The sequence below is a fragment of the Psychrobacter sp. CX14 genome (assembly GCF_057396205.2).
The window spans coordinates 2367662-2393910 of record NZ_CM183187.1 but is presented as its reverse complement, the minus strand read 5'-3'; the positions used below and the strand labels follow the sequence as shown (position 1 = coordinate 2393910).

General features: G+C 43.1%; 21 protein-coding genes and 1 riboswitch. Of the genes, 11 read left to right on the top strand and 10 right to left on the bottom strand.

What is annotated here, in order from left to right:
* Nucleotides 1–231 precede the first annotated feature (231 nt).
* From AC2SLO_RS09380 to AC2SLO_RS09370, 3 genes are all read right to left on the bottom strand, one after another.
* Nucleotides 232–1485 carry an MFS transporter gene (locus tag AC2SLO_RS09380; protein WP_495637101.1) on the bottom strand — a complete coding sequence of 418 codons (1254 nt, stop codon included), beginning with the start codon at nucleotides 1483–1485 and terminating at the stop codon, nucleotides 232–234.
* A gap of 140 nt (nucleotides 1486–1625) precedes the next feature.
* Nucleotides 1626–3302 carry a phospholipase D family protein gene (locus AC2SLO_RS09375; RefSeq protein WP_486540655.1) on the bottom strand — a complete coding sequence of 559 codons (1677 nt, stop codon included), beginning with the start codon at nucleotides 3300–3302 and terminating at the stop codon, nucleotides 1626–1628.
* A gap of 319 nt (nucleotides 3303–3621) precedes the next feature.
* The gene (locus tag AC2SLO_RS09370; protein ID WP_486540584.1) at nucleotides 3622–4521 is read right to left on the bottom strand and encodes an NAD(P)-dependent oxidoreductase; all 900 of its coding nucleotides are present in this window, start codon (nucleotides 4519–4521) and stop codon (nucleotides 3622–3624) included.
* 396 nt (nucleotides 4522–4917) lie between these two features.
* Here AC2SLO_RS09370 and AC2SLO_RS09365 point away from each other — a divergent pair, with 396 nt between their 5' ends.
* The 4 genes from AC2SLO_RS09365 to AC2SLO_RS09350 all read left to right on the top strand — a co-directional run bounded on the left by AC2SLO_RS09365 (nucleotide 4918) and on the right by AC2SLO_RS09350 (nucleotide 8933).
* Nucleotides 4918–6222: an O-succinylhomoserine sulfhydrylase gene (locus AC2SLO_RS09365; RefSeq protein WP_486540582.1), complete on the top strand. Its 1305-nt coding sequence runs from the start codon at nucleotides 4918–4920 to the stop codon at nucleotides 6220–6222.
* 162 nt (nucleotides 6223–6384) lie between these two features.
* Nucleotides 6385–6717 carry a YbaB/EbfC family nucleoid-associated protein gene (locus AC2SLO_RS09360; protein ID WP_486540580.1) on the top strand — a complete coding sequence of 111 codons (333 nt, stop codon included), beginning with the start codon at nucleotides 6385–6387 and terminating at the stop codon, nucleotides 6715–6717.
* Between the two features lie 262 nt (nucleotides 6718–6979).
* Nucleotides 6980–7567 (top strand): recombination mediator RecR, encoded by a 588-nt coding sequence (gene recR, locus AC2SLO_RS09355; protein WP_486540578.1) that lies wholly within the window; start codon nucleotides 6980–6982, stop codon nucleotides 7565–7567.
* A gap of 55 nt (nucleotides 7568–7622) precedes the next feature.
* Nucleotides 7623–8933, top strand: a complete 1311-nt coding sequence (locus tag AC2SLO_RS09350) for a ribonuclease D (protein WP_486540576.1) — start codon at nucleotides 7623–7625, stop codon at nucleotides 8931–8933.
* 116 nt (nucleotides 8934–9049) lie between these two features.
* On the opposite strand, the gene AC2SLO_RS09345 is transcribed toward AC2SLO_RS09350, so the two are convergent.
* The 5 genes from AC2SLO_RS09345 to gcvT all read right to left on the bottom strand — a co-directional run bounded on the left by AC2SLO_RS09345 (nucleotide 9050) and on the right by gcvT (nucleotide 15913).
* Nucleotides 9050–9754: an alpha/beta fold hydrolase gene (locus AC2SLO_RS09345; RefSeq protein WP_486540653.1), complete on the bottom strand. Its 705-nt coding sequence runs from the start codon at nucleotides 9752–9754 to the stop codon at nucleotides 9050–9052.
* Between the two features lie 227 nt (nucleotides 9755–9981).
* Nucleotides 9982–12873 carry an aminomethyl-transferring glycine dehydrogenase gene (gene gcvP / locus AC2SLO_RS09340; RefSeq protein WP_486540574.1) on the bottom strand — a complete coding sequence of 964 codons (2892 nt, stop codon included), beginning with the start codon at nucleotides 12871–12873 and terminating at the stop codon, nucleotides 9982–9984.
* A 232-nt stretch (nucleotides 12874–13105) separates the two neighbouring features.
* Entirely contained in the window at nucleotides 13106–13900 is a 795-nt protein-coding gene (locus AC2SLO_RS09335) for a nitroreductase family protein (RefSeq protein WP_486540572.1), read from the bottom strand.
* Nucleotides 13901–14217: 317 nt separating this feature from the next.
* Nucleotides 14218–14598 (bottom strand): glycine cleavage system protein GcvH, encoded by a 381-nt coding sequence (gene gcvH, locus AC2SLO_RS09330; protein ID WP_486540570.1) that lies wholly within the window; start codon nucleotides 14596–14598, stop codon nucleotides 14218–14220.
* Between the two features lie 169 nt (nucleotides 14599–14767).
* Nucleotides 14768–15913: a glycine cleavage system aminomethyltransferase GcvT gene (gene gcvT, locus AC2SLO_RS09325; RefSeq protein WP_486540568.1), complete on the bottom strand. Its 1146-nt coding sequence runs from the start codon at nucleotides 15911–15913 to the stop codon at nucleotides 14768–14770.
* Nucleotides 15914–16614: 701 nt separating this feature from the next.
* Nucleotides 16615–16735, bottom strand: a riboswitch (glycine riboswitch).
* Between the two features lie 174 nt (nucleotides 16736–16909).
* On the opposite strand from gcvT, the gene AC2SLO_RS09320 reads away from it, so the two are divergent.
* From AC2SLO_RS09320 to AC2SLO_RS09290, 7 genes are all read left to right on the top strand, one after another.
* Nucleotides 16910–17230, top strand: coding sequence for a YcgL domain-containing protein (locus tag AC2SLO_RS09320; protein ID WP_486540566.1), 321 nt, complete (start codon nucleotides 16910–16912; stop codon nucleotides 17228–17230).
* Between the two features lie 298 nt (nucleotides 17231–17528).
* The gene (locus tag AC2SLO_RS09315) at nucleotides 17529–18134 is read left to right on the top strand and encodes a hypothetical protein (RefSeq protein WP_486540564.1); all 606 of its coding nucleotides are present in this window, start codon (nucleotides 17529–17531) and stop codon (nucleotides 18132–18134) included.
* 346 nt (nucleotides 18135–18480) lie between these two features.
* Nucleotides 18481–19356, top strand: coding sequence for an AAA family ATPase (locus AC2SLO_RS09310; RefSeq protein ID WP_486540562.1), 876 nt, complete (start codon nucleotides 18481–18483; stop codon nucleotides 19354–19356).
* A 30-nt stretch (nucleotides 19357–19386) separates the two neighbouring features.
* Entirely contained in the window at nucleotides 19387–20619 is a 1233-nt protein-coding gene (locus AC2SLO_RS09305; protein ID WP_486540560.1) for a vWA domain-containing protein, read from the top strand.
* A 69-nt stretch (nucleotides 20620–20688) separates the two neighbouring features.
* Nucleotides 20689–21222: a septum formation family protein gene (locus AC2SLO_RS09300; protein ID WP_486540558.1), complete on the top strand. Its 534-nt coding sequence runs from the start codon at nucleotides 20689–20691 to the stop codon at nucleotides 21220–21222.
* Nucleotides 21223–21434: 212 nt separating this feature from the next.
* Nucleotides 21435–22568: a carboxynorspermidine decarboxylase gene (nspC, locus tag AC2SLO_RS09295; RefSeq protein ID WP_486540556.1), complete on the top strand. Its 1134-nt coding sequence runs from the start codon at nucleotides 21435–21437 to the stop codon at nucleotides 22566–22568.
* 360 nt (nucleotides 22569–22928) lie between these two features.
* A complete protein-coding gene (locus tag AC2SLO_RS09290) occupies nucleotides 22929–24200 on the top strand; it encodes a saccharopine dehydrogenase family protein (protein WP_486540554.1) in 1272 nt (423 codons plus the stop codon).
* A 188-nt stretch (nucleotides 24201–24388) separates the two neighbouring features.
* Here AC2SLO_RS09290 and AC2SLO_RS09285 read toward each other — a convergent pair whose 3' ends face one another.
* Together AC2SLO_RS09285 and AC2SLO_RS09280 are read right to left on the bottom strand one after the other, a co-directional pair.
* Nucleotides 24389–25183 (bottom strand): ABC transporter ATP-binding protein, encoded by a 795-nt coding sequence (locus AC2SLO_RS09285; protein WP_486540552.1) that lies wholly within the window; start codon nucleotides 25181–25183, stop codon nucleotides 24389–24391.
* A 91-nt stretch (nucleotides 25184–25274) separates the two neighbouring features.
* Nucleotides 25275–26171 carry an ABC transporter permease gene (locus AC2SLO_RS09280; RefSeq protein ID WP_486540550.1) on the bottom strand — a complete coding sequence of 299 codons (897 nt, stop codon included), beginning with the start codon at nucleotides 26169–26171 and terminating at the stop codon, nucleotides 25275–25277.
* Nucleotides 26172–26249 lie beyond the last annotated feature (78 nt).

Genomic DNA, 26249 nt, shown 5'->3' with positions numbered 1-26249 from the left:
GCCGCTATTATACCATGACCGGCTGCAGCTTCTTACGATTCATCATATTGTTATTCATTACTGGGAGACATCGTTGTTGTAAGGGCTTAGGTTGTTCATAGCAATTAGTATAAAAACACAGAGTATGACTGCTTTTAAAACACATAAATAAGTGTATAAAAATGAGCCAGTCAATGGTTTAACTGGCTCATTTTTATTAATTAGCTACTATTTAGATCAGATAAAGAGCGTTTATAACTTAAGCCCAGCATCCAAAGCTTTAAATTTCGGTAAGCGGTAAATATATAGACCAATAAGAAAGGCGATAATACCGATAAAGATGAGATAAAGGGCAGGCGAGAAGCTCACATAACTGGTGGCATAGCCTAAAGCAAAGGGCAAGTTGACCCCAACGACGGCATACATAAAGTTGTAGGTAAGACCAACTGAGGTAACGCGAGAGGCTGTAGGGAATAGCTGTACTAAAATTACTGGGCCGAGACTAGCGATACCACTACAGAATCCTAAAATAGCATACATAAATAAAATCAGCATGCCGCCGGTCTCAGAAAGATGATAGTAAAAGGCCAATGTTTGGAAAATAAGGGCTAAGCCGCCAAAAATTAGCGCCTTACCAGTACTACTTTTATCCGCAATTAATCCAAAGAAAATACAGCCAATAATTAAAAATAGTACGCTTAAGTTATTGGAGAACCTAAGCATAGATTGATCGACACTAAACTTCATTAAAATCAATTCAGGTAATAATAAAGCAACGACCATTACTAAGCTTGAGATAACAAAGGTTAGCATTAAAGCCAAAAATATTGCATTAAAGCGCTTAAACGGCAGGCTCATATCTGACAAGCTGGGCACATAACGCTTATGCTCTTGTTGGCACGTAAAAATAGGTGTTTCATCGAGTAGATTAAAAAGCATCAGGGCTATAAAGCTTAATGCCGCCCCCCACACAAAAGGAATACGCCAGCCACTTTCAATAAGCTGAGCCTGAGTATAGGTGGTCGTCAGCAGCTCAAACATAATGTTAGAACCGATTTTGCCGAACATGAAGGCTGCGGTCACAAAGCTTAGGTAAGTCGCTAAGTTGCTTTTGGATATGTGCTCCGCAATATACACCCAGCCTAGCGGTGTATGTGCCCCGAACGCCATGCCTTGTATAAGCCGAGCCGCAATAAATAAAATTGGTGCAATAACACCGACTTGAGCGTAAGTCGGCAGGCAGGCAATCGCTAAAGTAGTCACTGCAATACAAGTCAAGCTCACCATTAAGGCAGGTTTTCGGCCTTTGACATCAGCATAACGACCTAAAAATAAAGCACCAATCGGCCGCGATAAATAGCCGGCAGCAAAAAGACTTAATGCTTGTAGCTTATTAAGTACGGGGTCATGACTGATAGGAAAGAAAGTCGCGCTAATGATATCTGCCATAAACAGGTAGATAAGAAAGTCAAAATATGTGACCGCATTAGCAAAGCAAATAACCATTAATTGCTTTGGCGATATGGCACTCTTTGAGTCTGATAAAGCAACAAAAGGCATAGGGTTCAATTGTTATCATTAAAAATAAACTGCCATAATCATTATGACAGACCAAGAACTTCTAAACATTAAGGTAGTTATAACTGCTATAACAGCCAATCAATCGGTAGCCATGACATGATCTTTAACCAAATGGTATCTGCAAAGTCGACATCTGGTTCTTTGTTATAAATGACCGTTTTGCCGGCTTCGTGAGTTTGCCACTGCAATTGATTGTTATCGGTCAACACAACTCGGTACGCCAAAGGCAACAAATCTTTACTGACGGCATCATGTAGCTCCAATGCCAAATCTTCATCCTCAATTACCACGCCCATTTCAGTATTAATATTGGCTGAGCGGGGGTCAACATTATAAGAGCCGATAAAGACATTATGGTCATCTACTGCAAAGGTTTTGGCATGTAGACTGGTCGAGGACTGTGAACGTGCCCGCCACAGCTTATTCTCACGATCTTCTTCTGATGCAATCGCTTTGAGCTCGTAGACCTCTATCCCCGCTTTTAATAGTGGCACACGCCACTGGGCATAGCCTGAATGAACAGCGGCAACATCGGTTGCATTGAACGAATTAGTGAGTATCTTAACGTTAACGCCGCTCTTAGAAAGTTTGATTAATGTATCTACACCTTCCTTTGTAGGCACAAAATAAGAGGAAACAATGGTTAAGTCTTTGTTTGGCTTACCTAATAAGTTTCTTAACTGATAGACCAAATGCGTGTCTGAATCTGCGGTATTAACCAATTTATTAACATCATCACTCAAAAAAGTCATCGGCGCCCAGCGAAAAGGCACCCGCTTGTTAATCAAATCATTACCAATACTTGCTCGTTGCAGCGCACGATTATAGACATCAGCGGCTTCATCCCCAACTTGAGACGGTGTGATTTTATCTAACTTTGAAATAAAATCATCCCTTGGCGTGTTGTTATTTGTTAATGTGCGCGGTTTGTCTACCAAAGTCTCGATGTCATACGATAAGGGTGACTGCCAATAATCCTCAAAACTGGTGGTAATATCAGCGACGACATCACCGATAAGTAATACATCAAGATCGGCAAATTGACTGCTTTCGTTATTACTTAAATACTCATCACCGACGTTACGTCCACCAATGACGCTGATTTGTCGATCGAAGGTCATGCTCTTATTGTGCATACGATGATTGATGCGTCTTAAGTTAGTTAGGTAATTTAAGGTTTGGAATTTTCGGTACGAAAGCGGGTTGATTAATCTAACCGCAATATTTGGATGGCTTGAAAAACGGCGTAAATGTTTGTCTAATTTGGCGTTATTATTAAAATCATCAAGCAAAAAGCGAACCACTACGCCGCGTTCAGCCGCATCCCATAATTTCTTAAGCAGCAGCTGTCCGGCCTGATCGTCATGCCAAATGTAGTACTGCACATCAATACTCTTTTGAGCCATATCCGTTAAGATGCTACGGGTCGCAAAAGCATTGGTACCGGTAATAATCGGATGATAACCAGATAAATTCGGATGTAGCTCGTTTTGCTCAGTGACTGCTTTAGCAAATTGAGCCTCTTCTATCGATACAGCTGCGGGCGGCTTGCTCTCTTGGGTATCCGTACTGTTTTGAGTCGTCTGTTTTTGATTATTATCCTTATCTGAAAGATGAGACGTGTTAGAGGCGTAACGCTCTTTTAATAGCTGGCTGAGCCTAAGGCTGTTTTCAGTATGCGGCTCAGTAGGCAATGAATTACAAGCGGCCACTGCCAAGCTTAAACAGCAGGTAGACGCCATCTTTATCAGTAGATGGCCTTTGAGTTGTGTATAAGCCTTAAAAGCGCCTGTTCCTGCCTGCATTTTTTTTACCATGAGTTTCTTTGATAACGGTGTGTGTTTATGGCTGTTAATAGAATAATTGCCCAAAATATCGGTACCTTCTCATAAAAATTAATCTGAGGGTGCAGTGTTAAAATTATTCTACACCCAATCACCCTTGTAGACAGTCATATTAAACTAGCTGAAATATTTATCGCATCGTGCTTGTCATCATCTGGTTAAATCAAATCAAGCACGATGAATAGAAAAACAACGCTTAATTTAAATGCAGCCGATTTTAATCATCTTCAATTGTGATGCCGGTCATAGACTCATAGAATTTGGCAAATTCAGAGAAATCTGCCACGCCGGCTTCATGTTGATTACTGGCAGCACGGACTAGGCTAGCCACTTGAGCCATCACTGGCGTGGGGACCTGTTTTTCAGTTTGCAAATCAATAGCGATACCGCAGTCTTTGGCCATCAAATCAATGGTAAAGGTCTTAGGGAACTCTCTATTTACAATACGATCTGGAAGGGTTGCGCTAGTGGCAAAGCTTTGGCCACTGGCTTTATTGATACAGGCCAAGGCTTGCGTAGGGTTAACGCCATGTGCTTTGAGTACCGATAAACCTTCAGCAGCTGCCCATGCATTAATTGCAAATAAAGTGTTGTTTACCGCTTTGACCGCAAAGCCTGCACCGGTATCACCGACATGCACAATGAGACCGGCAAAGCAGTCGATAGCTGGTTTGGCGTAATCAAGCGCTTGCTTATCACCGCCGACCATTACCGTAAGTGTACCACTGTCTGCACCTGTGGTTTGTCCAGACACCGGTGCATCCAAAAACTGACAATTAACGGTAGCAAGCTTTTGCTGACTGGTTTTGGCAGCCTCTGGAACGCCGCTGGTGCAATCGACCCAAACACTGTCAGACTCAAGATGCGGTAACGCCTCATCAATCAGCGTATCAACCACTTGACTGGTTGGCAGGCAAGAGAAGATAACATCTGCTTTGAGCGCCTGCTCTAAGCTAACCGCTTGTGTGCCAAATTCTGCTGCGTGGGCCTCTGCCTTGCTAGGCGTGCGGTTCCAAACCATGACCGTGTCATAATGAGCGACCAAATGTTTTGCCATAAGATAGCCCATAGCGCCTAAGCCGATAAAACTTACTGTGGTGGGAGCAGGTGTGGTCATTGTTATTCTCCAAAAGGAATTAAAAGGGGTAGGTTATAATAGTTTATGATAATAAAAAGCGGGCTTTAATTTAAAGGATGCATACTTATATAGGTTGATTAGATGGTCTCTGTGCTACAGAAGATGCCTAGTCACAAAGCAAGGTTAACTATAAAATAAGCGGCCTTCAACTCAGACGCGTCTTATAACAGCAATAAATGACTCAGATAGTGACAGGTTTTTATTGATAGCGCCTGTTATCTTAGCGATACTAGTGACTGAATCTTTTTATCACTGTTACTGTTATTTCACTATTATTATAACGAGATAGTAGAGTGAGATAGCTGAGATAAATCGCATACTTCTTTGAAAGACACCTACTTTAACCATTAACGATACTGGCTAATTGATACTACTATGACAGATAACACATCGAACCGTAAAGAGACAAACCTAACTAAGGCGCAAACTGAGAATAATACGCTGGATAGTAACTGGCGTAATGATGCGCTGGATTTGAGCCAAGACTATGCGATGCAAACCATTGCTGTTCGTGCCGGTCAGCACCGTACTGATGAGGGTGAGCATAATGAGCCGATTTTTACTACCAGCTCTTATGTCTATGAATCCGCTGCTGATGCTGCCGCTCATTTTAATGGCTCAAAGACCGGTAATGTTTATTCTCGTCATACCAATCCAACGGTGCGTACCTTTGAGCGTCGTTTAGCGGCGCTAGAGGGTGGTGAGCGTGCAGTAGCGACGGCTTCTGGTATGGGTGCTATCTTAACGATGTGTATGGCCTATCTAAAAGAAGGCGACCATATTCTGGCGGCGAAACAGTTATTCGGCTCATCAGTGGGCTTGTTTAACAACTTTATGGGTAAATTCGGTGTAGAAGTCAGTTATGTTGACTGCTTTGATAATGATGCTTGGGCACAAGGCGTGCAGCCAAATACACGTCTGCTATTTTGTGAGACGCCAAGTAATCCGCTAGGTCAAATTGCTGATATGCAAACGATTGCTGATATTGCTCATGCGCATGATGCACTGTTTGTGGTAGATAACTGCTTTGCCACGCCAGCGATTCAGCGTCCATTAGATTTCGGCGCTGACATCGTGATTCATTCCGCGACCAAATACATTGATGGTCAAGGCCGAGTGCTTGGTGGTGCCTTAGTGGGTAGCGATGAGTTGATGCAGCAAGCCTTTGTGGTGGTACGCTCTTGCGGTATCAGCATGAGCCCGTTTAACGCGTGGGTATTTATCAAAGGCTTAGAGACTTTAAACTTACGTATGCGTGTTCACTGCGACAATGCCAATAAAGTCGCTGCATTCTTAGAGGCACATCCTAATGTCGAAAAGGTGCATTTCTCAGGATTAACCAGTCATCCTATGCACGAAATGGCGATTAAACAGCATCACCGTAGCCACTGCTTTGGCGCCATCATGGGCTTTGAGGTCAAAGCAGTCGGTGGTCATGACATGAAATCAGCGGCATGGCATGTGATTGATAGTACCCAAATGGTGTCTATTACCAATAATTTAGGTGATGCCAAAACCACGGTCACGCATCCGGCGACAACCACCCATTTTAGAATATCAGCTGAAGCGCGTGCAGAGGCTGGCGTGACCGATGGGCTCATCCGTCTGTCGGTGGGTCTTGAAGATGTAGATGATATTATCAAAGACTTGGCTCGTGGTTTAGACAGTTTATCTGCATAGATTATTCAAATACGTTACTGACGTATATTATTGGCATGAGCGCACATACAAGCGGACTATAATATCCCCTTAGACACTCTAGCCACTTATCAGTATAATGAGACACATCTATAACGTAAGACGTAGACTGCACATAAATTTATGATTAATTAAGAGGCAACTATGAATATTCAAGCACTTATGCAGCAAGCACAATCGATGCAAAAGCAAGTAGAAGCGAACGTCGAAAAAGCCAAAAAAGAGCTTGCTGATAAAGAAGTTCAAGCAGAAGCAGGCAACGGCCTAGTAAAAGTTACGATGACGGGTCGTCATGTGGTGAAACGTTTGTCTATCGACCCAAGCTTGCTTGAAGACGAGCCAGACTTAATCGAAGACTTAATCGCTGCTGCTATTAATGCGGCTGTGACTAAAGCAGATGAGCTGTCTGACAAGACTTTAGCTGATGCGACTAGCGGTATGGGCTTACCACCAGGTATGCAAGGTCTGTTCGGTTAATAACAGTTGTGAATTAACAGTTATCAATTAATAAAAATAACTGTCTATAACATAAACTAATATAAGCACCGATAGAGATGCTGATATAGATAAGAGTAGCTGCGTAATGTGGCTACTTGAATAATATAAGATAAGGGGTGGTAATGATTGAATTACACCCCTTTTTTATTCTTTTATAGTTATGCCTTTTGAATTGACCTTATATCGTCACCATATATAGGCATAATGGATAAGTGACTTTAATTGTTAAAAAGGTGATTGATTGTTAACCGAAAAATTTGATAATTTGGTTAAGCAGCTTCGTGTGCTGCCAGGTGTTGGTCAAAAGACAGCACAGCGTATGGCACTACATTTGCTCAACGGGAAACGTCCTCAGGGCCTAGCATTAGCACAGGCTTTGGATATTGCGATGCACGATATTATTGAATGTCGTCAATGCCACTCATTTAGTGATGATGAAGTGTGTCCAATATGCTTAGACCCAAGACGTGATGATACTGTGCTTTGCGTGGTCGAGACCGCAGCGGATGTGATGGCTATCGAGCAGACCGCAGGCTATCGTGGCCGTTATTTCGTACTTGGTGGGCATTTATCACCGCTTGATGGTATTAATGCTGATGATTTAAATATTGATCAGTTGATACATCGTCTCAAGCTTAGTCCTGTCGATGAATTGGTACTGGCGACCAGTACTACGGTTGAGGGGCAGACCACGGCGCACTTTATTACCGAAGCGGCAAGACGGCATGTCGGTAAAGTGACACGTATTGCTCAAGGCATCCCGATGGGCGGCGAGCTTGAGTATTTAGACAGTATGACCTTATCGCAAGCCCTACAAAATAGATCGTAAACCCTTTAAAAAATAATCACGCTTTATTTTTACTCCTATTCTAAAGAAGACCGTAATGACTCAAGTATCATCAGACTCTCAGTCAGATTCTAAAATGAGCGACAAAGCGCCAAAATTAGCCAGTATCCATGATGTAGCAAAATTAACCGATATGGCGCAAATAAAACAGCAGCTGCAAGCGTCAGCGGATTTACCCGTCTACTGGGTAACAGATTTTGATGGTTTAGAGGCCTGCCTCGATGATTTAGAGTCTTGCGAGCGTGTGGCGTTAGATACTGAGTTTATTAAGCGTAATACCTATTTTCCTATTTTGGCACTGATTCAGATTAATACGGGTAAGAGAATTTATCTGATTGATGCGCCTAAGCTTGATTTGACTGAGTTTTGGGTGGTGTTAGAGGAAATGCCACTAATGATTTGGCATGCGTGTGGTGAGGATTTAGGGATATTCTACTTGCTCTCCGAAAGCCCTGCGTTGACCAATGTATTTGATACCCAGATTGCCTTGTCCTATTTAACAGGACAGCTGCAAATGGGATATCAGCAAGCGTTAAGCCAAGAGCTGGATGTGCATCTGGAGAAGGGTGAAAGTCAGTCGGATTGGCTCGCACGTCCGCTAACCGATGAGCAAGAAAACTATGCCATTGACGATGTGCGCTATCTATTGAACCTGTATGATATTTTGCAGCAGCAGCTTGATAAAACCGGTCTTAAAGAAAAGGTGGTTGAAGATTGCCAACTGTATGCCAGAGAGCTTTATGAGTCAGCAAATGTTGAAGATGACGCGACTTATCTGGCAATGGCAGATTTTAGGTATACCGGTGAGCAATTAGCGGTATTACAAGCGGTATCGAGTTGGCGTGAAGGCTTAGCGCGCTCGACCAATCAGCCTAAGACCTTTATTTTAAAGAAACAAGCGGTACGCGATGTGGTAGTAGAGATGCCAACCACAATGAAGCAGCTGACTCAGAAAACCACGATGCACCGCGGTATGGCGCGTATGTACGGTGAAGAGCTGCTAGGCATAATCAGCCAAGCACGTGAGCTCGATGCCGAGGCGCAGCCACCACGAGTGTTGCCGCCATATCGCTCTAAAGACAAAACCATTTCAAAGGCGGTGCGTCAGGTGATCAAAGCGTATGCAGATGAAATAGGCGTACCAGAAAATGTGTTAATGCGCAAAAAGTGGCTGTCGCAGTTATATGAAATTGTTGCTTATGATTTGCCGATTGAGCAGCTACCGGAGGGGCTAAAAGGTTGGCGTAATTCGTGGGTAATGCAGACGCTGATTCCAGCGATTGAAGCCCATAAAAAGGCATTACAAGCAGGTATGGAAGTTCAGGACGATAGCGAGAGTACGCCATAAGCTATTATAAATGTGGCTGGGTTAATATTTTGCATCAAGCCAGCCAGCTAAATATTAAGTATGTCAATTAAGCTGATTTAATTAAAAGCACTCTTTATTGCTATAAAGGGTGCTTTTTATCGTTTGAACATACCGTGGTCTAGGAAGTAAGCCGTTTGCTCTGCGACTTGCTGATTAATCAGCATACCCGTATGCGAGACCGGCAGTATGATATGGTCAGTGGCTTCTGGTAGTTTTGTTTCGAACACATAAACGGTGCCATCATGGTCGCATTGCGGCTTAGATAATTTTACTTTTCGCTTGTGATAATCCAATACAAGCTGACCTAAGCCATAAGGTGAGTTACCAGCAATGACGCCAAGACTAATGCCTGTTCTAAGCGGGGCGTTTTGACCATCTAATGCTTTCTCGTATGAACGACCGACTAACGGTGAAACCAGTTTTTTAATGTATTCTGCAGTGGTGCTGCCCATATGCGGTGTACCTAAGGTCACGCAGCGACCGATTTTCCACTGTGGGAATCGGGCGATAAAGTCTCTAATCACCAATCCACCTAAGCTGTGCCCAACCAAGTTAATTGGGACATCAGGGTTGTGGTTTTCAGTTAGCCAGTTATTGAGACTAGTACTATGTTGGTCAATACTGTCACGCAGACTGTGATAATTATGCTGATGTGTAGCAAACCCTTTGGCCTGTAACTGCTTGGCTAGAGAGCCCATAATCCATGCCTTTTGATGTAAGCCATGAATCAACACCACAAAGGGCTTGTCTGGGCGAGGGATGGGCTTATCTGAATTGCTGTTAGGTTTTTGAGTCCCCATCATTTGGCGTAGAGAGTCTAGAGCGGTTACCACGATATATCGTCCTTTTATAGGCTAATTATTGCATCTGCCATAGTACCGTTAATGGTTACAGAGTTAAAGTCTCATCTAAGAACTGCTAAACGGTTACAGTGTTAGATTTGAATCAACCTTTAGAGTATAAAAAAACCTCCAAGCTTGGCTTGAAGGTTTTTGTTTTGCTAAATATTAAGAGCCACTGCTTGAAACTACATATAGTTTTCGATACTTGGGCAGCTACACATTAGGTTCTTATCGCCATACACGTCATCAATACGGCCTACAGATGGCCAGAATTTGTGTTCACGGATATAGTCTAATGGGAACGCAGCAGTATCACGGCTATATGGATGTGACCAGTCAGAACCTGTGATAACAAACGCAGTATGCGGTGCGTTTACTAATGGGTTGTCATCCACTGTCCAACCATCCTCGCCTGATTTTACTTTCATCGCTTCTTGTTTAATCGATTTTAGTGCAGAGATAAAGCGGTCTAGCTCATGCTTAGCTTCAGACTCAGTTGGCTCAATCATTAACGTGCCGGCTACTGGGAAGCTCATGGTAGGCGCGTGGAAACCATAGTCCATTAAGCGCTTAGCAATATCTGCTTCAGTGATGCCTGTTTCTTCTTTAAGCGGACGAATATCAATGATACATTCGTGTGCCACACGGCCATTTTTGCCAGTGTAAAGAACAGGATAGTCGTTTTTTAGCTGACTGGCCACGTAGTTAGCATTAAGCAGTGCCGTCTTAGTCGCTGATAATAGACCATCACGGCCCATCATGGTAATGTACATCCATGAAATAGGTAGAATACTCGCTGAACCATAAGGCGCTGCAGAAACCGCTGTGGTATCTTTTGGCGCGTTAAAGACAGGCGTCACGCTGTGGTTGGCTTTAAATGGCGCTAAATGCGATTTCATGCCGATAGGGCCCATACCTGGACCGCCGCCGCCGTGTGGGATACAGAAGGTTTTGTGCAGATTCATGTGAAGTACGTCAGCACCCACTTCTGCAGGCTGCATGACGCCTACTTGAGCGTTCATGTTAGCGCCATCCATATACACTTGACCGCCGTGACTATGAATCATGTCACAGATGTCACGGATACCTGGTTCAAACACACCATGCGTTGATGGATAAGTAATCATCAATGCACCCAGATTATCGCTGTGCTCTTCACATTTGGCCTTTAGGTCATCAATATCGACGTTACCATTTTCATCGGTATCAACAACCACTACTTTCATACCCATCATTTGAGCCGTCGCAGGGTTGGTACCGTGTGCAGATTTTGGAATTAAACATACTTCGCGGTTGGTTTCACCTAGTGACTCATGATAACGGCGGATGGCCAATAGACCAGCGTATTCGCCAGACGCCCCTGAGTTTGGCTGCATAGAGATGTCATCAAAACCAGTGATGGCTTTCAATTGCTCTTGCAAGCTTTCAATCATATCAATATAACCGGTCACTTGGTCGCGCGGTGCAAATGGATGCACGTTCGCAAATTCGTTCCAAGTAATTGGCAACATTTCACTGGTCGCATTTAGCTTCATAGTACAGCTGCCCAGTGAAATCATGCTACGGTTCATCGCTAAATCTTTGTCTTCTAGCTTTTTAAGATAGCGAAGCATCTCGTGCTCAGTATGATGTGAGTTAAATACTGGGTGCGTTAAGATATCATCCGTACGTAATACCGCATCGTCTAAAGAGATTCTGGCATCGCTTGGTAAGTCATGTGACTTATTGGTGAATAACTGAGTTAACACACCAAAGTCTGCTGCATCACTGGTCTCTGAGAACGATACAGCCAGTTTGCTGTCGCCTTCACGCCATAAGTTGTAGCCGACATTTTCTGCATTTTCATAAATCTGAGTAGCTAGTTTTTCAGAGCCACAGTCCACAAGCACGGTATCAAAAATATGGTCGTGTACAACGCTTAAGTCGCCGCCCACTGATTTGATAGCATCGCTAAAGGCAGTGGCGATAGCGTGGATACGAGTGGCAATACGTTTTAAACCTTCAGGGCCATGATAAACCGCATACATACCCGCTAGGTTAGCTAATAGAACCTGTGAGGTACAAATGTTTGAGTTGGCTTTTTCGCGGCGGATATGCTGCTCACGTGTTTGTAGAGCCATACGTAGTGCGACATTACCTTGAGCATCTTTTGAAACACCAATAATACGGCCAGGCGCAGAGCGTTTGGCTTTATCAGTGAATGCAAAGTAAGCGGCGTGTGGACCCCCAAAGCCCATTGGAATACCAAAGCGCTGCGTGCTACCTAATGCCACATCTGCACCCATATCTGCCGGAGATTTAAGCAGTACTAGGCTTAAGATATCACTAACGACTAAGGCATAAGTTTTGTTTTCTTTAACCGCAGCAATCACATCCGTCAAATCAGTCACGTCACCTTCACGGCCAACATACTGGAATAACGCACCGAAGAAGTCGCCAGATTTAGCCGTTTCAAAATCACCAACCACCACTTCCCAGCCAAAGTATTTGGCACGGGTTTTTATTACGTCAAGCGTTTGCGGATAGACACGCGCATCAACGAAGAACTGGTTTGATTTGCTTTTGCTAACACGCTTGGCCATTGCCATGCCTTCAGCAGCTGCGGTGGCTTCATCAAGCAATGATGCCCCTGCCATCTCAAGGCCGGTTAAATCAATACAAACTTGTTGAAAGTTTAATAGAGCTTCCAAGCGGCCTTGTGAGATTTCGGCTTGGTAAGGCGTGTACGCAGTATACCAACCTGGATTTTCTAACACGTTACGCTGAATGACGGCAGGCATACGTACTGGAGAGTAGCCTTGACCGATATAGCTTTTGTTTACGGTAATCTTGTCTGCCATGCCACGCAGTTTTGCAAGCGCATTGTGCTCGCTCATCGCTTTTGGCAACTCTAGGTCACGGTTCATACGTACCGCTTCTGGTACCGTATCGGCAATAAAGCTATCCATATCGTCATAGCCGACGGCTTTTAGCATTTCTGCTTGATCGTTAGCACCAGAGCCTAGATGTCTAGATACAAATCGTGCTTCGTCAAACAAACCATCAAAAGATAAGTTAGAGTTAGTTGGTGAAGTCATTGCAGTCCTTAATATTCAGTATAACGAGGGGCTGAGGTTTGCAGGGAGGCAAACCTTAACGATATTTACGATACTTAATTATAGTTCTTACTTATGGTACTTACTTACAGTGCTTATGATTATTGGTGTGGCTGACAGTACGAGTATTAGCACTGCCTAATAATGGCATTACCAATAAATTTAGCCATTATAAACTGCCAATAAAACAAGACGTCAAAGATAATGCTTTGGGTTATATGTGTTTTACAAACTGATCATAGTCGAATCTATACTGATCACTATAGATACCTCTTTCAGCACGCTCACCGGCACCGATCATCATAACGACATGGTGATCCGGCGACAGATTTAAAAGTTTTTTTAATGCAGGCTCATCAAATCCGCCCATTGGGCAACTGTCAAAACCATGTGCACGTAGGGCGAGCATTAGGTTCTCCGCTGCTAACGCCGTATTATTAGTCGCCCAGTTTTTAATATCTTCAAAGGTATAATATGGTGTTTTAACAGGACCTTTAAACTGTCGTACCGCTTTTGTGAGCCCACGCTTGGCAATAGAGATAACACCCGCCGGACCACGTAAAAAGTCAAGAGGAACTATCTGGCTGTAGTATTTTTTAACCTTCTCAGGGACAGGCGAGTGTGGAAACTCATCAAGGTTTTGTTTAGCATGCTGTTTCCATGTATCCGTACGTGCCACAACAGCGATCAATTTATTCGCAGTTTTAGCACCATTTTGATTCATACAAATACGATTAGCCTGTTTACGGACACTTGGGGTATCAATGATGTAAAACTCCCAAGGTTGCAAGTTACTAGAGTTTGGCGCGAGCATCGCTAACCGCAAACAATCTGCCAAAACGTCATCTGGTATTGGCGTATCGGTAAACTTCCTTACTGAGCGGCGAGACTCAACTACCTTAGTAAATGCAGATAAATGAGGTGCTGATGGCTGAGTAGTGTTTTTGTCATTCTGATTGTCATGGTCTTGAAGGTTGCTTGGTGTACTATCTTGAGGCTGAGTAGACATAACAAATATCCCTAAGTGTCAGTTAAGTGTTGATTTTAAGATGTTTCCATATATTAATGGATGTACTAAATAGGCATGCTTAACACACCGAAGTCGTCAATTGTTTATTAGTGAGCGTCATCCCATCCATGACATAACGCTCGCAATACATCTTCAAAGTACTTCAGTTTTTTTTTAAAGTATTCAATAAGCGAATAAAACCCTCTAATCAAAGCTCTAAGCCACGCTACGATGCCAGATATAGCTAATACTAATATAGGGCTATCAGCGGACATCTTAAAGTGCAAACATTAGGCAGATTAAAGCCATTAGAGAGATTATAGCTCTGCTTGATACTCTTCAGCGTTCATTAGTGCCTCATAATCATCAACATTGTCAGGCTTGATACGGTACATCCAACCATCGCCATATGGGTCTGTGTTGATGACTTCTGGATCATCCTCAAGCGCTTCGTTGATTGCCACAACTTCACCTGTGATAGGCGCATAAACGTCAGAAGCTGCTTTTACAGATTCTACAACCGCTACTTCGTCATCCACTGCAACAGTATCGCCAACATCTGGTAGTTCAACATAGACGATATCACCTAGTGCTTCTTGAGCGTGGTCAGTGATACCTACAGTGATGGTGCCGTCGTCTTCTAAGCGTAACCACTCATGGCTAGCAACGTACTTTAGTTCTGATGGAACATTACTCATAAATTTCTCCAAATGAAGGTATAAGGGTGGGTTAAGTCAATATAATAAGTTTTAAAATGCTGCTTAAATGGGTTTTTCGACAGCAGGTTATCACTATAGCAAAGTCTGCGACGATTTTTTATGACCGTCGCAGTTTTAGCAATAAATTAATAAAATTTAGGTCAATAAATTAGTCAAATTGTTTTTCGCCGTTACGTACAAATGGCAGCTTCAATACGCGAACGTCAACGAACTTGCCTTTACCGCGTAGGTCAACTTGAACATTGTCTTCGTCGCTCAGGCTAGCTGGAACACGCGCAATAGCGATTGACTGCTTTAGGCTTGGAGAGAAAGTACCACTGGTAATAATACCAGTCTGCTCGTTGTCCGTACCTTGATTGATGGTTACGGTCATGCCTTCACGTAGAACACCGCGGCTCTCTAATAATAAGCCGACTTGCTTCATTGCGGTGCCATCATCTTTGGCTTGTTGACGCTTAGAAACTAAGGCGTCACGACCGACGAAATCACGGTCATCTTTCAGTGCTAACGTCCAGCCCATATTGCATTCGTAAGGACTGATGGTTTCATCCATATCATGGCCATAGAGGTTCATGCCTGCTTCCATACGCAGCGTGTCACGAGCACCAAGACCGGCAGGTTTTACGCCGTTGTCTTTTAATAATGCAAAGAAATCAGCAGCATGGTCGCCATGTAAAATAACTTCAACGCCATCTTCGCCCGTATAGCCAGTACGTGCCACAAACCAATCATCACCTTCGATATCCGTTAAGTCAGCACCAACGAATGGCTTAAGACCATCTAGTGTCTCAGCCCAGCTTGGCTTGGCTTGTTTTAATTTAGCAATGGCATTAGGGCCTTGTACCGCAAGCATCGCAAGCTCAGGACGTTCAGTTAATGCCACATCGAAGCCTTCGGCTACTTTACGGAAATTCGCTAAATCTTTATCACGGGTTGCTGCATTAGAGACGATACGGTATTCGGTTTCTGCCTCATTGGTTAAATAAACAATAAGGTCGTCAATAACACCGCCTTCTTCATTGAGCATGCCTGAGTAAAGCGCTTTACCGACGGTCTTTAACTTGGCAACGTCATTGGCCAACAGCTTTTGTAGCCATGCTTTAGCGTCGCTACCTTGAACGTCCGTAATCACCATATGTGACACATCGAACATACCGGCATCGGTACGCACAGCCTCGTGCTCATCAATTTGTGAACCGTAATGGATAGGCAGTTCCCAACCTGAGAAATCGACGATTTTGCCGTCATTGTCTAGGTGAGACTGATAAAAAGGGGTACGCTGTAACGTTGTCATGACACATCCTTATAGTTAGTAACTTATTGGTTAGGTAAAACACACGTAATCTAATGCAGCTGGCCTATAAGACGGAAATTTTTAGCAAACATTTGCAAATAGTAAGCCGTCATCACAGAATTTAAACCAAAAAAAGGGCAAACACGTCATCAAGTACATTGTTTGCCCATAGCCTGCACGCGTCAAAATACGCTCTGCTAACTGCAAAAAAGATGTCTTGATTAACCTGTTTGCCCCATCTGTCCTGTTACCTGAGATTTTCGAGCGTGCCGGCCATTGTCTTTATCCTAATAAAAACAGTGACGGGCGAACTCTTTTCCCCTTCGGTGGGCACCGAGTTATTTGAACACGACTTAAGTGACTTAAATAACTTATGCGATATTTGCCGTATTACTTAATTAAATAAGGCATTAATCTAGCAAGTAGGTGCCGCTCTCCAGATTTGTCATTTGTATTAAAATATGTGTTACTGATTTTTAGGGTCTACCGTTGTCTTCTCACGATTATCAATACAATAAAATCATCAACAAGACAGGGTAAACCGAATAGGGGTGTATCACAGCTTTTTTAATACCAACGCTGGCCGTTATGACCTAGTCAATTATCTTTACGTGAGCCGCTATTTAAATAGTTAGCGGTATGTGTTCAAAGGGTTTGAATAATATGCATCAAAGCACTTTGATGATAATTGTCATGCGTTAATGAGTTATTCAGTCCGGTTACCTGAGCGATTGGCAGGGTGCTTACGCCTTCGGTGGCGGTCTTGTTATTTTGCTTAAAATAATGCAAATAAATAGGACTGCGCTCTCCTGAATAACGCCCTTATTATGAAAGGTGCGTTACAAATTTACAAGTGACAAATTTACAAGTTTAAATCAGAGCGAGTTTTTTTGATAAAAAAACAACATTTACGCTTATTAAGTACACAAGCATACATTGAGTTTGTGCCCATATCCGTTATTATAGAGGGTATTAAACATAGCAAAGGGTAATGTAATGCATTGTGATATTTATAAATTTCCAAAACGCAGCGAAATGTACGTGTATATTGCACGACCTGATTATCCCAATGACACCGATGAGATTAAAGATTGGCTAGGTGTGTTGCCAAAAGAGCTGCGTCAAAGCTTGGGTGAAGGTAAATTCTTAATGCACCTTGATTTAGAAGAGACTAATAAGCTGGCCCGTGTTAATAAAGATGAGGTGATTGAGAAGCTTAAGACGCAAGGTTATTTCGTCCAGTCGCCGCCATCCGATGTGTTGCTTGCACAAGCGCAATCGCGCCTAAAGGAGGGTCAGGATAAACGTTACGACTAACGTATTATTCAGACCAATGACGGCTTTCATTGTTGTTTGAGTGCTGTTCGATTAAAAACAACAGTGATTATAAAGTCATCAAAAATGTATTCACTTATTAATTAAGTGAAACACAGGTTAGTTTATTATTTAAAGAGTCGTGGTAGAATGTACCCCCATATCTATACCAAATAGCTTTTATTTCTATAAATGCGCTTGAATGCTTTAGTTATCATTTAATACACTGAGCTATTTGCTATGACTCGCTATAATGGCGTGTTGACCCTTATTTATATTCATTTTGTGGACTGAGCATTGCATGGACTGGTTAGCCAATATTGTTTCTAATTTACCGCTGGATCAGATCAGCGATGCAGTGAGTCGAATGACGATTTGGTGGAGTCATTTTGTGGCCGATGTGCCGCCCGATATGTTACCGATGTATGCTTATATCGGTTTTTCGGTAATTGTACTTCTGCTATGGTTATTCATCGTTAAAGTGCTGCCAAGCCCACTGGGCGGCATGAGCTGGCTTGCTGTATTTGCGGTTTTATTAACTCCAGGAAGCGCTGCAGGCGATTATGGCGATGTCGCACCGGCCAGTATTGGTGTGATTTATGGTATTTTAATGAAAGAGCCGGGCCTAGCACTGCGTAGTCTATTACCGATTTTGGTGGTGTTCTCCGTTGGTTTGCTATTGGGTTTTATTTGGCAACTGATTAAAAGTATCGTTGAGAAAAGTGCAGAAAAGTCACTTGATCAAGCGGTTGCGGATGAACGTGCGAATGCGCAGCTTGCTTCTGCTAATTATGCAGACGTCTCAAATACTGACGATGTGCAGGCTGAACTGGTAAAAGCCAAAAAGAGCGTTCCTAGCGCAGAAAAAGCAGACGTCAAAGTCGATACAACCACTCTGAAAAAGTAATTTTAGAGGGCTTTATCATAATCACAGTGCATTGACTGTTGATAAAGCATGGACTGTCTATAAAGTAAATAACATAGCAAAATAAGTCACACATCACAGAAAGTAGCATAGCGACTGATAACTCTCAGTCGCTCGCTACTAAATTTATTAATACATCACATTTATTAATACACCACGTACTAGTCCAGTATTGTTAATACATCCAATTCTGCACTGCTTCTAAGTAGCGTCTATAAATGATTTAATATCTATAGGCGCAGCGTTTAAATAGCCTAAGCCGCACACTTCTTCTCTTTCTTGATTTTCTTATCCACTTATTGATTCCTCTTTTAGCGAGATAATAACTATGACGCAAGCAAATAAAGACGCTCAAAATCAGAATACTCAGTTCTCCGGTACCCAAAGCTATATTGCCACCGATGATTTACAGTTAGCGGTGAACGCTGCGATTACACTGCAAAAGCCGCTTTTGATTAAAGGCGAACCGGGTACAGGTAAAACCTTACTGGCCGAAGAGGTAGCGCAAAGTCTTGGTATGCCGCTGATTACTTGGCATATTAAATCGACGACCAAAGCAGAGCAGGGCTTGTACGAATACGATGCAGTATCGCGCCTGCGTGACTCGCAATTAGGCGATGATAAGGTCTATGATATTAATAACTACATCAAACCCGGTAAATTATGGGAAGCCTTTACCTCAAATGAGCGCAGTGTGTTATTGATTGATGAGATTGATAAAGCCGATATCGAATTCCCGAACGATTTATTGCACGAGCTTGATAAAATGTCGTTCTATGTTTATGAGACTGGCGAGACCATTACGGCAGACAAGCGTCCGGTAGTGATTATCACCTCAAATAATGAAAAAGAGCTGCCTGATGCCTTTTTACGTCGCTGCTTCTTCCATTATATCGACTTCCCTGATGAGCAAACCATGCGCCAAATCGTCGATGTACATTTCCCAGATATCCAGCAAAAACTGGTCAATGATGCGTTAGATATCTTCTATAAGCTACGTAATATCCAAGGTCTAAAAAAGCCGCCTTCAACCTCTGAATTGGTAGATTGGTTAACGTTATTGTTAGCTGATGATATGGCGCAGCAAGAGCTTGAAGAGAACTTACGTGGCGAAAAGTCAATCCCACCGCTGTACGGTGCGCTGCTAAAAAATGAAGCGGATATCACCTTGTTACAGCGTTTCGCTAATATGATGCGTCGTTAATTAGCGATATAAGGGAGGGGCTTAGCCGATATGTTTGTCAAACTTTTTTATACCTTACGCACTTACGGGGTACCTGTAAGTACACGTGAGCTGCTCGACTTAAATGCCGCGCTCGATAAAGGGCTTATGCGTCAGCCGCATCCTGAGTTTCCTGATGATAAAGACCTGTGGTATTTCGCCAGTCGCGATGACATGTATCGGCTAATTAAGCTGTGTATGGTCAAAGATGAGCGTCACTTTGATAAATTTGACCGGGCCATGGCCGACTATTTCGATGGTATCGACAGCTTAGATATTGATGAATTGATGGCGAAGCTGACCGATATCCCCAAAGAGTGGCTTGATTTAAAGCTTGACCCCAAAAACCTTACCGAAGAACAGCGCCGCTTGCTCAAAAAATACGGCTCCCTTGAAGAGCTAATGAAAGCACTTGAAGAGCGTCTCAAAGAGCAAAAAGAGCGCCATCAAGGCGGTAGTAAATGGGTGGGTACAGGCGGCACGTCACCTTTTGGGGCCTATGGCGATCATCCAGAAGGGGTTCGTGTCGGCGGTGAGTCACGCAAGCGCAGTGCAGTCAAAGTCTGGGAGCAGCGTAAATATCGCGATCTCGATGACGACAAGCTGCTTGGTACCCGTCAACTACAAATGGCGCTGCGTAACCTGCGTCAATTTGCGCGTACCGGTAGTGCGGATGAGCTTGATATCAAAGAGACTATTAAGCGTACTGCTAGAAAGGGCGTGCTTGATATTCATATGCAGCCCGAGCGCCGTAACCGTGTCAAAGTATTGATGCTATTCGATGTTGGCGGCAGTATGGATGTGCATATTGAAGCGTTAGAAAAGCTGTTTTCAGCAGCGAAAAACGAATTTAAGACCTTAGAGTTCTTTTATTTCCATAACTGTCTTTATGACTATGTGTGGAAGAATAATCAGCGTCGTCATGCCGAACGTACGCCGACCATGGAGCTATTGCAAAAATACGGCCGTGAATATCGAGTAATTTTTGTGGGTGATGCCTCTATGTCACCTTATGAGCTGTTTTCAGTTGGCGGTAGCGTGGAGTATATGAATGCGGAACCTGGTGCGGTGTGGCTAAAACGGGTGTTAGAACACTTCGATAAGGTGGCATGGCTTAATCCAGAAGAACAGGCACATTGGCACTATACCCATACCATAGGTGAGATTGAAAAATTAATGGACGGTCATATGTATCCGATGACGCTGCATGGTGTTGAAGACATGACTGCGTATTTAGCCAGATAGTTTAGTCAACCCAGTAACGAGAATAGCCAATAACTGCTATCTCACAATGAAAACCACTTAAGAGTCCTTATGACAATCAAGCCTGCCACTGTAGCTAATCATTCAGCCCTAGACTTACTCAAGAAATCGGTTGTGGGGATGGCGGTTGTTCTAATGCTGGCAAGTTGTACTCAGCAAGAAAACGATGAACACGTCTTTAAAGGTGAGATTGTCGAAGTAGTTGAGGTATTAAAGCCGGGTATGTGCTTTGATGATGCGGATGAAGAGGATACCATTATCGATGACAATCAAAATGTATCGGTCACTAGTATTCCTATTATCCAGTGTCTCGAGCCGCATGATAACGAAGTGTATTACACCTACAATTTACCAGAAGCGGACAGTTACGTTGAGACCGAGGCGCTGCTGGAATCTATGTTCGTGACCTGTGAAGACAATTTCAGCGATTATATCGGTCAGTCTTATCAAGACTCATTTTATGAGATGTCGTTTTTAACACCGACCGTGGGCAGCTGGAAAGACGGTGATAGAGAGGTGGTGTGCTATGCGTTCCATCCAGATGATAAGAAATTAAAGCGCTCATTAAAGGGTATTGATAAATAACCTGTGCCATTGATTTTACCAGTGCTTTTGAGTTTGCCTGCTTACATTGCAATTGACTCAAGCAGACCTCATTTAAGGCAATGAATATTAATATAACACCGCTTTTTATAAGTGGTTTTATTGATTGACAGACTGCTTTATAATGCGCTGCTTTTTACGTTTTGCTTGACGTCAATCCCCTTAATTTAGGTCACCTCATTTAGGAAACCAATATGCTAAAAACGCCTTATTATCAAATTGATGTGCCTGCTTTACAGCAAAATCTAGAGATTGTGCAGCGTTTGTGTGAGCTTTCAGGTGCAAAAGCATTGCTTGCGTTGAAGTGCTTTGCAACTTGGGGTGTGTTCGATGAGATGAAGCCTTATCTGCATGGTACGACCTCATCGTCACTAAACGAAGTGCGTTTGGGTAAAGAAGAATTCGGCGGTGAGACGCATGCTTATAGTGTGGCGTATAGCCAAGATGAGATTGATGAGGTATTAACCTATGCCGATAAGATTATCTTTAACTCATTCAATCAATTACATGCGTTCAAAGACAAAGCTCGCGAGCAAGGTATTCCTGTTGGTCTACGTATTAATCCAAAGACTAGTAATTCATCATTTATTATTGCCGACCCTGCGCGTCCGTTTAGTCGTCTAGGGGAGCATGATATCGAGAAGATTAAACCGGTCATCGACGACATTACTGGGGTAATGATTCACAATAATTGCGAGAACGAAAGCTTTGACGCTTTTAGTGCCAGCCTTGATGATATTGAATATAAATTTGGTGCGCTATTTCATAATCTAGAGTGGGTGAGCTTAGGTGGGGGTATTCATTTTATCGCCCCTGATTATCCGCTTGAAAAACTGGCGCAGCGCCTAAAAGAATTTAGTGAAAAGTACGGTGTACAGGTATATCTAGAGCCGGGTGAGGCTTGTATTCACAATGCCGCAAAACTCGTCACTACCGTACTAGATACCTTACATAATGGCAAACCACTTGTCGTTGTCGATGCGTCAATTGAAGCACATATGCTTGATTTATTGATTTATCGTGAAAGTGCGCCTTTGGTCCAAATCAACGACACAGAGTGTGATATTAACTCTCAAGAAAGCGCCGGTAGTACCATTATTTATGGTAAATCTTGCTTAGCTGGGGATATATTTGGTGAATATGCGCTAGAGCAAACGCTTCAAATCGGTGATAAAGTCGCCTTTGGCAATGCCGCTGGTTATACCATGGTTAAGAAGAACTGGTTTAATGGTGTGGCTATGCCATCAATTGTTATTTGTGATAAAGATGGTGAGCTAAAAGTGCAAAAAACTTTTGGTTATGAAGATTTTAAAGCCAGTTTGTCATAAATCTTAAGTCTAATTGGATTATTTTAATCTCGTCGATGTTTGATGTGAGTCAATAACGTCCAGAGTCGTTATGTAACATAACCGCTCTTATAAATTGCGAAGTAGCCAGATAGACTGTTTTAAGTGCCATCACAAGGTACAAATAAAACATTCAAAATGCAGTGCATATTTGTGTGTTTAACATTATAATGCTGCGTTTTTAATGGCTTGGCTATCATTGATTAAACTAATTTATCTGACTGCTGGGCGACGTAATTTCGGGTGCGTGGGTTTTCCTTTTTCTTCCTTTTTAATTCGCGCACATCATTCACGGCGTCAACATGAATTCTATGAGTTGACCCACTAAGGAGGATTTCCAGATTGACTACTACTAATACTCAAACCCCAAAACGTGATGTTCTTATCATTGGCGCAGGCGGCGTGGCCCAAGTGGTTGCCCACAAATGTGCGATGAATAACGATGTCCTGGGTGAGTTACATATCGCATCACGTACCAAAGCTAAGTGCGATGCCATTGCAGCAAGCGTTGTGGAAAAAGGTAGCTTTAAACAAGCTGCTACGCTGCATACCTATGCTGTCGATGCAATGGATTCAAAAGCAGTCGCTGAGCTGATTAAGCAAACCGGCGCCCAAATCGTGATTAACGTGGGTTCTGCTTTTGTAAATATGACCGTACTTGAAGCCTGTATTGAAACCGGTGCGGCTTATATTGATACGGCCATTCATGAAGACCCTCGCAAAATTTGTGAGACGCCGCCATGGTATGGAAACTATGAATGGAAACGTAAAGAGCGCTGTGCGGAGAATAACATCACCGCTATTTTAGGCGCTGGATTTGATCCAGGTGTGGTTAATGCCTACGCGCGTATTGGCTATGACATGATGGACAAAGGTACAGTAACAGATATCGATATTATTGATATCAACGCCGGTAGCCATGGCAAGTATTTTGCGACTAACTTTGATCCAGAGATTAACTTCCGTGAATTTACCGGTACCGTTTATTCTTGGCAGGACAGTCAATGGCAATCAAACAAAATGTTTGAAGTGAAGCGTACGGACGATTTACCTGTCGTTGGTGAGCAAAACAGCTACCTAAGCGGCCATGATGAAATTCACTCTTTATCAGCCAATCTTGATGTGCCAAACATCCGTTTCTGGATGGGCTTTGGCGAGCATTACATCAATGTATTTACTGTATTACAAAACCTAGGTCTGTTATCAGAGCAGCCAGTGACGACTGCTGAGGGTCAAGAAGTTGTGCCTCTTAAAGTTGTTAAAGCCGTGCTTCCAGATCCAAGTTCATTGGCACCAAACTACACGGGTAAAACCTGTATTGGTGACAAAGTGAAAGGTAAAATCAATGGCGAGGAGACAGAGGTATTTATTTATAACGTCTCTGACCACAAAGAAGCTTACAACGAAGTAGGCAGCCAAGGTATTTCGTACACCGCAGGCGTACCACCTGTTGCCGCGGCGATGCTTATTGCAACTGGTGAGTGGGATGTGGGCCATATGGCAAATGTCGAAGAGCTTGATGCTAAGCCATTTATCAACATTCTAAACAAGATTGGCCTGCCAACACGCATCCAAGATACCAATGGTGACCGTGCTTTAGAGTTTGATATCTAAGCCTAATCCAGTAAGTTCGACAAGTATAAGCTTAGCGAGGTTAAAGCCTTAACTGTTTAGTTGAAGGTATAACGTTAGAGAGGCAAAAATTAGACAGCAGAATATACACTATAAATAATTATCTGCGCATTAAACAGCCCATCAAAGTTGATGGGCTTTTTATCACTAGGTAAATAAAGGATGACAAACTAACTTAGAATCAAGCTGTCATCTTCTATTTTTTCACCACGGGTTTGCTCAAACATATCTAGTAAGTCATGGACATTCATGCCTTTACGTTTATCACCTGAAACGTCCAACACTACTTGACCTTGGTGTAACATCACCGTGCGGTCACCGTGTGCTAGTGCTTGCTGCATTGAGTGGGTGACCATCATGGTGGTTAGATTATTATCGGTTACAATCTTATCGGTCAATTCTAATACAAAGTCTGCTGTCTTCGGATCAAGAGCTGCGGTGTGCTCATCAAGCAATAAAATTTTAGACGGCTGTAATGAGGCCATGAGGAGGCTCACGGCTTGACGCTGACCACCTGATAGCAGCCCCATCCTATCAGATAAGCGGTTTTCTAGACCCAACTTTAAGATAGATAACTTTTCACGGAATAAGTCACGATTACGGCTGTTGAGCGCCATACTTAATCCACGCTTACTACCACGCTTATAAGCTAAGGCTAAGTTCTCTTCAATAGTCAGTGCTTCGCAAGTCCCAGCCATTGGATCTTGGAAAACACGGGCTACCCAGTGGGCTCTTTGGTGCGCTGTCTTTTTGGTGACATCCACGCCGTTTAACAATATAGAGCCACTATCAACACGGGTTGTGCCACTGACAGCGTTTAAGAAAGTCGATTTACCTGCACCATTGGTGCCAATAACTGTGACAAACTCGCCTTCAGCGATATTTAAACTAATACCACGCAGGGCAGGGTTTTCAATCGGTGTACCCCGGTTGAAGGTCAACCGAAGGTCATTGGCTTGCATCATATGGCGATATCCTTTTTCAGTGCTCGCTAAATTTAATATTATTTATTCAAAATACATCCAAATCGTTATTGGTAATTTGCGTCAATAAGTTCTAACTGCGACGACTTGAGAGTATTTTTGATTTAATAGAAGGCAGCTGTAGCGCAATAACAACCAGTAGGGCAGTAATTAGGTTCAAATCTTGTGAACCAAAACCAATGCTGCGCAAAGTGTCACTTGATAACGCCACTTGAATAAACAGCTTATAAATCACAGCGCCTAAAATAACGGCAAAGGTAATCAGCCAAATACGTTTCGCTGGAATAATGGTCTCACCAATAATAACTGCTGCCAAACCAATAACAATCGTACCAATACCGATAGAGATGTCTGCACCGCCTTGGGTCTGTACAAATAACGCACCGCCCAATGCGATCAGCGCATTAGATATTGCCATACCAACCACAGTCATAATAGAGGTGTTGATGCCTTGTGCTTGCGCCATTCTAAGGTTGGACCCTGTAGCACGCATGGACAATCCTGACTCAGTACTAAAGAACCAGTCCAAAAATAACTTAGCGACAATAACCACGGCGCCGATAATCACGCAGCGCATCCAATAGCCATTCTCGTTAGTCACTAGAGTGCTAAAGACGGTTTTTTCACCAAGTAAAGGCAGGTTAGGCGCGCCCATGATGCGTAGGTTAACTGAATACAGAGCAACCATTACCAAAATACTGGCAAGTAATTGTAAAATGCCCAGCTTAACGTGAAGCCAAGCGGTTACGACGCCAGCAGCAGCACCAGCAAGCATGCCAAGACCACAGGCTATCCAAGGATCAATGCCGGAGATAATAGAGATGCCGGCAACGGCGCCACCTAATGGGAAACTACCATCTGCTGTTAAATCAGGAAAATCGAGGGTGCGAAATGAAAGCAATACACCTAACGCAACCAGTGCGTAAATAAGACCACTTTCAAGAGCACCAAAAAAAGCAATGAGAGACATAAGGGATTAAGACACCGCTTAATGTTCAGCGTACTGCAATCAGTATGCACCTAATGTGAATATACAAAAGACACATAA